The sequence below is a fragment of the Aromatoleum evansii genome, from assembly GCF_012910805.1.
GTDB lineage: Bacteria > Pseudomonadota > Gammaproteobacteria > Burkholderiales > Rhodocyclaceae > Aromatoleum > Aromatoleum evansii.
The window spans coordinates 40,206-51,534 of record NZ_WTVK01000040.1 but is presented as its reverse complement, the minus strand read 5'-3'; the positions used below and the strand labels follow the sequence as shown (position 1 = coordinate 51,534).

Genomic DNA, 11,329 nt, shown 5'->3' with positions numbered 1-11,329 from the left:
GAGATTTGTATAAGAGACAGGTTGATGAGGGCGTCGTGCGGGCGGCGACGCAGGTCAGCGCCGATGTGCAGGTCGTCCCGATCGTTGGGCGGGCCTTCGGTCATGCAGGTCGTAGCGCTCGATCGACGCTGCGCCGGGGCGGTAGCGCGGTCTGCCGACAATTTCACCCAGCACATCGACATCGGCACTGTGGACAGCGCATTCCCGAAGGGGAAGCTGCTACTCGTCGTCGCAGCCGCCGTAGCAACGGCGCCTCTGGAGCGACACGACCGAACTGGCACTAACGGCCGAGCCTGTGCAGAAACGCTGGCTTCAAGGTCCCAATGAACGTGCCGGGCAAGGTTTCGAACAATTTCGTACTTGCCGGGCGGATTTTCGGATCAGTCCGGCAACTTTGCCTCCTGCCAGCACCGATTACCGGATATAGCTACCGCCGTTGAAATCCAGGGTAGTGCCGTTGAGTGAGGCTTGCGAGGGCCGGAGCGCGAATGCAACGAGTTCGGCAACGTCTGATGGCGCTGCCATCTCGCCGATGGGAATATCAGCGACCGCAGCGGCCTTGCCATGCGTCGCGATGAACTCTTCGGCCATGTTTGTCCGTATCCAGCCCGGTGCGATAGCGATGGCCGTCACGCCGTCCTGCGCAAACGATCGAGCGATGGACTTGGTCAGGTTGACCAGTGCCGCCTTGGTTGCCCCGTAGGGCATCGCATCGCCGACATAACCGCGCTGCCCGGCCCGGCTTGCCATGTTGACGATCCGCCCTCCACCGTTTTCCTTGAAGTGCCGGATCGCTTCCTTGCAAAGGTCAGCGGCGGCGAATAAGTTGATCTGGAATTCCTTCTCCCAAGCGGCCTTCCAGTCCTCTGGTGACGCTTCGATAGAAATCTCAGTGCGGATGCCGGCATTGTTGATGAGACCATGGATGCGGCCCGCTGCTTCGACGGCCGTACGCCACAGCGCGAACGGTCCGCGTCACGTGGGACCGGAGGGCCGCGTGGTCGCGCTGTGTCGATAGGGATGAGTGGCGGAGGACGTTCGTCGAACAGGATCCGGATGTCGTACGGGCGGCAGCGCGTGGGCCTTCGATTTCCGGGATTGTCCGACGGATGGCTGGTAGCGTAGAGCGATTTTGCGTCCGTGAGCGAGCGGGAATATCGTTCGCTGAAACAGTTCAGACATCAGCACCGATGTGGCTTTCAGTCGCGAGTCGCAATGAAAAATAATCTGAACGTTTCAGCTGACGCTCAGGCGCGCGTTTTTGCGTCACCCTGATGAGAATCAGCCCGCCTTCGCGGATCCTGGTCTATTACCGAACGGCACCGAAGCCCGTCTTGCGTTCAGGTGCAGTGCGCTACCCTGTGTCCGCGCTGTGGGGTGGGATACCGCGACAGGGAGTGCGTGTTCTGCCGGGCGCAGCACTCGATTTCCCGCGCCCGGCAAAACGCGCAGCGTCGGCCCGGTGATCTTCTTGTAGCTGGGGCTCTTGACCGTGCTCACGAAATGCCAGGTCGCCTGACAGTGATCGGGGGTGGCGGTCACAACCATGAAACCGCGGTGGCCTGTTTCGGCAAACTCCAGCGCTTCGATGAGCCGGACCAGGCCGGTCGCCAGCGCGGCGGGTTGCTCGCTTGGGCGGTAGTGCTCGAGGCCCGGGGAGGACACTGATGCGGTCGCGAATTCCACGCCAACCGCAATGCCATTCTCGTCCGTGAGGTTGCTTGCCCAGGCGTTGTGTGTGTCGCCGGCGAGCACCACGAGGTTCTTGTCCAGGTCACGCGCCATGGCCAGGACGCTTTCGCGGGCGGCGGGGTAGCCGTCCCATGCGTCCAGATTGTAGGGGAGGTGTGTGCCGGCAAGCCGGTCGCGGTCCCGTCCGCTCAGTGCGGCCGGTATGAGCGTGGCCTCGTCGCGCAGTGCGAGGTACTCGGAGATGCCCAACTGGTCGAGGGCGACCGGCGCAGGGACTTTCATGCGCGCCATCAGCACCTGCTGCCCGAGCACCTGCCAGCGCGCACCCGAGCGGGTCATGGCCTGTTCCAGCCAAGCGGTCTGTGCCTCGCCGATGAGCTGCCGCGTCGGGTCGTTGAGATCGCGCGAGAATCGCGCCTCGTCGAGCTCGCCCTCGGTAGAGAGGTAATCCCAGAAGTTGAGTTGCCTGTCGCGCGCGATTTGGCGGGTATCCAGCATGTGCAGGCTGACAAGGTCGCCGAAGTCGAAGGAGCGCGTGATCTTCTGGCGGTCGGTGGAGTCCGGTGCGCGAATGGGGATCCACTCGTGATAGGCCTGCACGGCTGCCGCGCGGCGGACAAAGAAATCCCCTTCGGTATCCGCGTCGTGGTTGTCGGCTCCCTCGCGCCACACGTCGTTGCACATCTCGTGGTCGTCCCAGACGCAGATGAAGGGGACGGCGGCATGCAGGGTCTGAAGGTCCGGATCGGTGCGGTATTGGGCGTGACGCAGCCGGTAGTCCGCCAGCGTCGTCATTTCATGCCCGGGTTCCACCTCACGCCCGAGCGCGGCAGCGTCCTCGGAGGCGTAGCCACCGCGCTGGTATTCATACAGGTAGTCACCGAGGTGCACGGCAGCATGGATGCCTTCCAGCCGCGCTGCCTCCCGGTAGGCATGAAAGTAGCCCGCCGGGTAGTTCGAGCAGGAGAACACCAGCAGTTTCACCTGCTCGGTGGGACCGACGGGCAGGGTCCGCGTGCGTCCGGTGCGTGAAAACTGCTCGCCGACCCTGAAGCGGTAGAAGTAGGTCGTGTCCGCCGTGAGCCCGGTCGCATCCACCTTGACCGTGTAGTCCTGCCGCGGACCAGTCACGAAGAAGCCCGTGCGGTGGATGTGGCGAAAATCCGCGTCTGCTGCGATCTGCCACACGACCGTTTGCGGACCGGGCCGTTCCGGTGTCACCCGCGTCCAGAGAATCACGCGGTCCGAGAGCGGATCTCCGCTCGCGACGCCGTGAAGAAATGACGATTTTTCCTCGCCCCGCGTGGTCGCATCCGCCGTGCTCGGGCTCGCCAGCGACTGAAAGCTCGATAGCGTCAATGCGCCACCTGCTGCGGCTGCTCCCAGCGTGAAGTTGCGGATGAATCGGCGACGACCGGGGCGATGCATGGCGGGCTCCTGGCTGGGTTGCGGCCAGTCTCGCCGGTGTTCATGAAGGAATGATCAAGCTGGGATTGCGATTGCGTTGCAAGGGGAATGCCGCGCGGGTGGGCTGAGACGGGAAACGCGGATCATGCGTTCGCTTGACCGATGCGGATCAGTCGAATAGTCCGCCGATGCAGTCCTCGGGCTGCTCCAGGGGCGGCCGCGGAAGATCTTCCCGGTGCGATCGAACTCGATCGATTCGCGACCCCAATAGCGTCGCAGCGCTGCGGTTCCTGTCATGCGAGGGCAATACAAGAGGAATAGCGTAGGCACCTGCATTGGCAAAGTGATTCGCCTGCCACCCCCACCGCAGCTCGTCAATGAGGAGCCTTCCATGCGTATGATCCTGAATGACCTGATGGTGGTGACCGCCCTGGTCGCCATGTTTCCCCACTCCGCTTTCGCAGGTCAGGGCGCGATGTCCGGCCAGAACTACAACATGGGTCATGGAGACAGCGTCCAGCTCGGCCCACGTCCGTTTTTCCTTGTCGATGACATGGCTGACAGCCCCTTAAAGCAGGACCTGCTCGCCTGCTCGGAAGGCCCATTCAAGCGCACGGAATTCTCGATCGGCCACCGCGGGGCCGCGATGCAGTTCCCTGAGCACACGCGCGAATCATATGAGGCGGCGGCCCGGATGGGGGCAGGCATCGTCGAGTGCGATGTGGTGTTCACGAAGGACAGGGAGCTCGTCTGCCGCCATGCACAGAACGACCTGCATACGACGACCAACATCCTCGCGATTCCCGAGCTTGCTGCGAAATGCACGGTGCCCTTCACTCCGGCGACCTTCGATGCCGCGGGCAACATGCTGAGTCCCGCCAGGGCCGAGTGCCGTACGAGTGACATCACGCTGGCGGAGTTCAAGCAGCTGCGCGGCAAGATGGACGCCTTCAACCCGCGCGCGCTTACCGTCGCAGAATTCATGGGCGGCACCGCGAACTGGCGCACGGATCTCTATTCCGGCCCGACCAGCGGTACGCTGATGACGCACAAGGAGAGCATCGAACTCTTCAAGGTGCTCGGCGTGATGATGACGCCCGAACTGAAGACGCCGGCGGTGCGCATGCCGTTCAACGGCTTCACGCAGCAGGCGTACGCGCAGAAGATGATCGACGAGTACAAGGCCGCCGGCGTGCCGCCGAGCAAGGTCTGGCCGCAGTCCTTCGACAAGGCCGATGTGCTCTACTGGATCGCCAAGGAACCGGCCTTCGGTGAGCAGGCGGTGTACCTCGACGACGCAGAGTCCGTCAGCGACCTGCCGGGCGCGGCGGAATTGGCGGGCTACAAGGCGGCAGGGATCAACATCGTCGCGCCGCCGATCTTCGCCTTGCTGGCCACCGATCCGGCCGGGACGATCGTGCCGTCGGACTACGCGCGAAACGCGAAGGCCGCAGGTCTCGACATCATTACCTGGACGCTCGAGCGCTCCAGCGTGCTGGCCGACGGCAACAACGGCTTCTATTACCAGACCTTCGATTCCGCCGTCCGGCGCGAGGGCGACATGATGCAGGTGCTTGATGTACTTGCAAGGGACGTAGGCATCCGCGGCATCTTCAGCGACTGGCCGGCGACGGTCACTTATTACGCCAATTGCATGGGTCTGAAGTAACGGGCAGGGCAGGGGCGAGGCTGCTTCGTCGGCCTCGTTCCGCCCGGCTCGTTCCCGATCGCTCAGTCAGGATTCTGTGGCGGTGGTCCGCTGAGGTGCTGCGCCGCAGTCGCACTTTGTCAGCAAGGGGAATGGTCTGCTCGCCGTTCCATGCTCCCGGAGAACTGAAATGTCGCTCACGTTGAAGTCCATCGTGCCCGTCGTCGCTGTTGCACTTGCGGGCCCGGTCCTTGCGGCCGTTCCCGAATGCGGCGGTCCGGTTACCCTCGGAGACGGCCCCGCGGCCGTGATCACTACAGTCGCGAACCGGCCGATCGGCGAGGCCTGTCTCGACGCACTGATCATCGACAAGGCCGCGGAGGGCGCGCAGTACGCGTCCCACGGGGCTTTCGTATCCGTCGTCACGCATCAGGTCGATCAGTGGCTCGAAGGCGCTTTCATTGACGTGCGCGAGGCGGGGGAGCTGACGAGCGCCGCGGCGCGGTCCCGTGTCGGCAAGACGCTAAGCGTGCGCGTGATCGCGTTCAACGACTTCCACGGCAACATCGACGGCGCGGCGCTGACCCTGCGCAGTGATCCAGACGGCATTTTCGCGACGACGCCGAGCGGCGCACGAACGGGCGTGCCGGCGGGCGGCGTCGACTATCTCGCGGGCTTGGTGCGGCAGCTTCGCGCAGACGTACCGCACAGCGTGGTGGTCTCGGCGGGGGACCTGATCGGCGCAAGCCCGCTGAATTCGGCGCTGTTCCACGACGAGCCCACCATCGAGACGATGAATCGCCTCGGCCTGGAATTCAATGCCGTGGGTAATCATGAATTCGACGAGGGGCGTAGCGAACTGCAGCGCATGCAGGATGGCGGATGTCATCCCACGGATCCGAATTCCTGCCAGGGCGCACAGGTGGGTACGCCCGTGCCGTTCGAAGGTGCCGCCTTCAAGTTCCTTGCCGCGAACGTCGAAGATACCGCGACCGGTGCCCCCTTGTTTCCCGCGTATGGCATACGCGAATTCGGCGGCATCCGCGTTGCGTTCATCGGCATGACCCTGCGCGACACGCCCTCGATCGTGACGCCGTCGGGGATCGCGGGGCTTGAGTTCCGCGATGAGGCGGAGACGGTCAACCGCCTGATCGGGGAACTGCGCCGCGAAGGCATCGAAGCCATCGTGGTGCTGGTCCATGAAGGGGGTCTCGCGCCTGGCAGCATACAGCGTTGCAGCGGCGTCTCGGGGCCGATCGTCGACATCGTCCGCCGACTCGACGACGCCGTCGATCTGGTTGTTTCCGGCCACACGCATCAGGCCTACGATTGCACGCTCCCGAACGCAGCAGGACGCACGATCCCGGTGACGAGCGCCGGCTCCTTCGGGCGCCTTGTGACGAGCATCGACCTCACGCTCGACAGGAAAAGCCGGGACGTCATTGCGGCCCAGGCCGGGAACCGACTCGTCGATCGCACGAACTTTCTTGCGGCCGCTACGCCGATCGTTCCGGATGCCGAAATTGCAGCCATCGTCGCGAATTACAACGCGCTGGTGGGGCCGATCGCGAACCGTGTGATCGGCTCGATCACGGCCAACATTACCCGCAGCGCCAATGCGGCGGGGGAGTCCGCACTGGGCGACGTGATTGCCGATGCCCAACTCCGTTCGACCGAGGATGTGGAGAGGGGCGCTGCGGTCGTGGCCTTCATGAATCCGGGCGGCATTCGTGCCGATTTCATGTTTGCAGGGAGTTCTGCCGGGGAGAGCGACGGCCAGGTGACCTACGGGGAGGCCTTCACGGTGCAGCCGTTCGGCAACAGCCTGGTCGTGAAGTCGCTGACCGGGCAGCAGATCTACGATCTGCTCGAGCAGCAGTGGGCGGCCAATCAGCCTGCGTCGGGTCGCATCCTGCAGGTGTCCGGGGGCTTCTCGTATGAGCATCGCTTCTCACCCAACCAGAGTTCGCTCGGGGGCAGCTACGTGTGCGATGGTTCGGTGACGCTCGGTGGGGTGCCGGTCGATCGCGGCGCGACCTACCGCGTCACGATGAACTCCTTCCTCGCGACGGGCGGCGACAACTTCAGCGTCTTCAGCCTCGGCACAGACCAGCTGGGGGGAGAGGTCGATGTCGATGTGCTCGAGGCCTACTTCGTCAGTCACAGTCCAGTGGTGCCGGGGACGCAGGACCGGATTCGCCGGGTCGTCGACTGCAACTGACTCTGCATGATCGCTGACCGCGGGCCATATTTGGGGGCGGCCCGCCGTCAGGATTCGCTGTCACGCATGTTGCTTATGTGGGATCGTCGGCGCTGCTCGCGCGTAAGCGGGCCAGGTTTCGGCGCCAATCAGACAGGGCGTCCTGGTCGTCCACCAAGTCTGCGATCGTCCGCTTCGGCTTGGTTGCCCATGGCCGATATGCGAGGGAGACATCTGGCCAGTTGTACGCAGAATCCGTGCCGTCGACGATGGCTTGGGCTTGGTGACCGTGTTGGGTCGAACTACGCTGTTCGGGCATTAGGGCTACTCCTTGCGACACGAAGAGCTCTCATGTGTTGCGTGCGGTGAAATGCGAGGCACTCGCCACACCGCCGCCAGCACGACAAGGTAACAGGAGTTTACGCCTGTCTTTTTGCCCCGCGTATTACGGTTTCGTGAACTTGATGGTCCGATGTGAAGCTTCTTCCGAGCGAATTGAGCGACGGCTTTTCCTTTCCCGGCATAGGGGGAAATGGACGCAGACGTAGAACGCCTTGCGAGGATGCGAACCGGATTGTGTAGAAGATCATGTGCCTCTGGCGTTGCGTGTCTGTGACGCCTGGGGGGCGGCGTCACCCGGGTGCATCCGATTCCAAGATGCAGGGGATTCCGTCCCTTGCCACTTCCATTTCTCGATACGATAATAAAGTATTACTGTAAAACGAGTGCGGAATGGACGGCTGCAGCATCGTCGCTTTGGTATCGCAGAAGGGTGGGTCGGGAAAAACAACCGTGACGATGCAACTCGCGGCCGGCTTGATCTTGCGCGGCTATCGGGTCGCGGTCTGCGACCTGGATCCGCAGGAGAGCGCCTTGCGGTGGGCGGAATCGGCACCGGCGGCAACCCCGTTTCCGGGGCGGATGCTGCGGCTGGGCGGTGGCCTCGATGAGATGAGGCATGACCTTCGATCGCTCGTGCAGCATGTCGATTTCATCCTGCTGGACTGCCCACCGTCGATCGAGCACCCCAATACGGTCGGTGCGCTCGATCTGTGCGACCTGGCTGTCGTTCCGGTTGTGCCGAGCCCAACGGACCTGTGGTCGACACGCGCGATCGAGAAACTGATCCTTCAGCGCATGGAAAAGCGGCGGGGCCTGCTGGGGGTTCTGCTGCCCAACCGGGTGATGCGCACCTCGCTGGCCGCGGACGTTCTGGAGGTGATGCGCGATTTCACGCTTCCCGTCCTCGCTGCTCCGTTATCGCAACGCAGCGCCTTCGCCCAGAGCGCGGTTCTCGGAGCCTCGGTTTATGAACTCGGCCGCGCCGCCGCGGCTGCCCAGGAAGAAGTCGATCAACTCGTATCAGCCGTTCTCGAACACTTGGAGAGCAAGAAATGAACGCAAGCACGAAGACCCGTACAGCACTGCGCGCTGCACTCAAGCAGGAGGATGCTGCAATCACCGAACGCCTCCGCGAAGATGTGCAGGCCGCTGTTGGCGAACTTCGGGAAAAGGTGCAGCAGCCTGCAGCGGTTGCAACGGCACCGGAAGTCGGGACGCAGGAAGCCACTGCCGCGCAGGCGGAAAATACGCAACCGGCCAAGGTGGCGAAGATGAAGACGGTAAAGGCAAAGGTGGTGACCGCCAAGACGGCGAAGGCAAAGGAGCTTGTCCCGGCGGCGGCTGGGCGTCCTGCGGCCAGATCGCGGTCCGGCAAGCCCGTGCCCAAGGTCAAACCTGCGGAAGCGGTCGTTGCTGCACCGGCGACGGCCGAGCCGACCGCGCCGACCAAGGGCAAGGTAACGAAGAGGGCGGGCGCGGGACGTGCAAGCGCAACGGTACCCGCCGAGATCGCTGCGAAAAAGGCACCGGTAAAGGCGGCCCCAGTGAAGTCGGTTGCGGTAAAGGTCAGTGACGCAAAGAAGGAGAAGCCGGAAAAAGTGGTGCGGGACTCGTTCTCGATGCCGGCGAGCGAGCATCGGCACATCAAGGCGCTACGTGAGCGGCTGGGCAAGACCGGCCGATTGTCGAGCAAGTCCGAAGTGCTGCGCGCTGGCTTGTTCCTGCTAGGCGAGCGCAGCGACGAAGAACTCGTGGCGTTGCTGGATGGGCTGCCCGCCGTCGCCAAGGGCAAGCGCAGCAAGAAGCACTGAAGCGCCGGTGTGCCCGCCCTGTCGTCCTTGAACGGATGCGTGTTAGGGGGCATCGGGCAGGCACATCGCGTCGACCGGGAACAGAACGGTCGTAGTGGCTCCGAAAGGATGATTTGTTTCCGGCTGTAACGCGACGGACACGATGCGGCGGTATTCTCGCCCGCTTCTGCTTCTATAACTTTCGTCGTGTCGCAACCTGTGTCGCACCTTATCCTGTATCCCGCCGTTCGGCTTTCGGGCCGACTGAGCTTTCGCGGAAAGCTGCTCGGGACCTTTGTCCTCTTCGCGATCCCCCTGGCCGTGCTCGCGGTCTTCGTGCTGCGCGATGCGCTGGGGTCGATCGAACGGATCGAGCTGCAACGCGAAGGCCTTGCGCTGCAGCTCCCCTTGCTCTCGCTGATCCGTAACGTGCAGGACCACGACATCGCGACGAATGCCCCGTTGCGCGGAGACGCGGCGGTGTTCGAGCACCCCCTTGCAGGAGCGGCCGGCAAGGAGCTCCGGCGGCAGTGGGACGCGTTCGCATCGCGCGCCGCGGGCGATGCCGATTCGGCGGAGTCCGCGCGCGAGGCCCTCCTGGCCGGACTGTTCCTACTGCGGGAGACGGTCGTCGATGCCAGCGGCCTCGGCCTCAACGACGTTGTCGCGTTGCAGGCGCCGGTCGATCTCCTCGACAAGCAACTCGTCCCCCTGCTACAGATGCTCGGCGAGGCGCGCAATCTGGGCGTGAGCATCCTCGAACGCGGGCGCATCAGCGGCTCGCAGCGCGAGGCAGTCGGGGTCATGCGTGCGAGTTTCGATCCGCTGCTCACATGGATGGGCCGCAGTGTCGAAAAGACCGGGGAATCCGTTTCTCACGTGCGTGAGGCGCTCGAACCGCGGCTCTCCGACCTGAACGCCGCAACGCTCGGCCTGCAGGAATACCTGACGACAAAGCTCGTCAATGCGATCGAACTCGATTCATCACCCAGCGATTTCCACGCCCGCGGCAGTGCGGCACGCGATGCCTCGATGGCGCTGGCAGACGTTCTCGTGCCGAAGATCGACCAATTGCTGGCGACGCGCATCGATGAGGCGCGCGCCGTGCTGCGCGCAATCGTCGTGGCGTCCGCGCTCACGGTCGCACTGATCGCTTACCTGTTTGCCGGTGCTTACGTGTCCATCCTGAGCTCGATCCGGGAACTCGGCAGCGCCACACGCGCCGTTCGGGACGGCGACCTGCGGGCGCGCGTTGAAGTCCGCACGCATGACGAGATCGGCCAGGTGGGCAGCGGCTTCAATGCAATGGCCGACAGCTTTGCGCGCCTGATCGGGGAGGTGGCAGCCGCTGCGGGCGAAACACAATCGGCGGCGCGCGAGCTCACCGAGCAGGTTGCGAAGGTGACCTCGGCGTCGGCGCGCCAGAGCGACGCTGCCGCGCGCTCGTCGTCGTCGGTGCAGGAACTGGCGGTGAGCGTGCAGCAGGTGGCTGCCCATGCCGAGGATACTTGTCGGATCGTCGGTCAAGCGGCCGCATTGTCCTCCGAGGGACGCGAGATCGCGATTCGCGGCGCGGCGGAGATGCAGCGCATCGTCGACGATATCGGGCAGGCCGTTGCGGCAGTCCTTGCGCTCGAGGAACGCTCGCGCGCCGTCGAAACGATCGTCGGCGTCATCGACGAGATCGCCCAGCAGACGAACCTGCTCGCCCTCAATGCCGCAATCGAGGCCGCGCGTGCCGGTGAGGTCGGACGCGGGTTTGCGGTGGTCGCCGACGAAGTGCGCAAGCTCGCGGACCGTACGGGAAGCTCCACGCGCGAGATCGCCGCGACGATCCGGGAGATGCATGCCGGGATCGGGCACGCGGTTGACGGCATACGCCACGGCAGCGACCGGGTCGGCGCCAGTGCGACCGTGTTCGCGAACATGCGTGCAGCCCTGGATTCCATCCATGGGGAGGTGAGCCGTTCGGCAACGCTCGTTGCGGAGATCGTCGACGCGACCCAGGCCCAGACGCAAGCCAGCAACGAGATCGCGCGCAGCATCGAGAACATGTCTTCGATGGCGGGCGAGAACCACCTCACGGCCCAGCAGACTGGCGGGGCCATCGACGACCTGCTGCTGCTTTCCGGGAATCTGCGGACGGCCGTCGTGGACCTCAAGGTGTGAGTGGGCGGGGCACGTCCGCGAAGCCGCCCGGGCCCGGGGTAACCAAATCTTCACAGAGAGCGCATCCCCACGGATGCGGAG

Annotated in this window: 7 protein-coding genes; 5 read left to right on the top strand and 2 right to left on the bottom strand. The window is 64.2% G+C overall.

Annotated features, from left to right (window positions below):
* Positions 1–414 precede the first annotated feature (414 nt).
* Both GO615_RS19215 and GO615_RS19210 read right to left on the bottom strand, forming a co-directional pair.
* The gene (locus tag GO615_RS19215) at positions 415–960 is read right to left on the bottom strand and encodes an SDR family NAD(P)-dependent oxidoreductase (RefSeq protein WP_211167233.1); all 546 of its coding nucleotides are present in this window, start codon (positions 958–960) and stop codon (positions 415–417) included.
* A 321-nt stretch (positions 961–1,281) separates the two neighbouring features.
* A complete protein-coding gene (locus tag GO615_RS19210; RefSeq protein WP_169130983.1) occupies positions 1,282–3,120 on the bottom strand; it encodes an alkaline phosphatase D family protein in 1,839 nt (612 codons plus the stop codon).
* Positions 3,121–3,490: 370 nt separating this feature from the next.
* On the opposite strand from GO615_RS19210, the gene GO615_RS19205 reads away from it, so the two are divergent.
* The 5 genes from GO615_RS19205 to GO615_RS19185 all read left to right on the top strand — a co-directional run bounded on the left by GO615_RS19205 (position 3,491) and on the right by GO615_RS19185 (position 11,248).
* A complete protein-coding gene (locus tag GO615_RS19205; protein ID WP_169130981.1) occupies positions 3,491–4,768 on the top strand; it encodes a glycerophosphodiester phosphodiesterase family protein in 1,278 nt (425 codons plus the stop codon).
* 169 nt (positions 4,769–4,937) lie between these two features.
* Positions 4,938–6,968: a bifunctional metallophosphatase/5'-nucleotidase gene (locus tag GO615_RS19200; protein WP_169130979.1), complete on the top strand. Its 2,031-nt coding sequence runs from the start codon at positions 4,938–4,940 to the stop codon at positions 6,966–6,968.
* Positions 6,969–7,679: 711 nt separating this feature from the next.
* A complete protein-coding gene (gene parA / locus GO615_RS19195) occupies positions 7,680–8,345 on the top strand; it encodes a ParA family partition ATPase (RefSeq protein ID WP_169130977.1) in 666 nt (221 codons plus the stop codon).
* On the top strand, positions 8,342–9,100 hold the full coding sequence (locus tag GO615_RS28675) for a hypothetical protein (RefSeq protein WP_211167227.1): 759 nt from the start codon (positions 8,342–8,344) through the stop codon (positions 9,098–9,100). Before parA ends, GO615_RS28675 begins: the two co-directional genes overlap by 4 nt.
* Before the next feature lie 198 nt (positions 9,101–9,298).
* Complete coding sequence (locus GO615_RS19185; protein ID WP_169130975.1) at positions 9,299–11,248, top strand: methyl-accepting chemotaxis protein; 1,950 nt, start codon at positions 9,299–9,301, stop codon at positions 11,246–11,248.
* Positions 11,249–11,329: the final 81 nt, after the last annotated feature.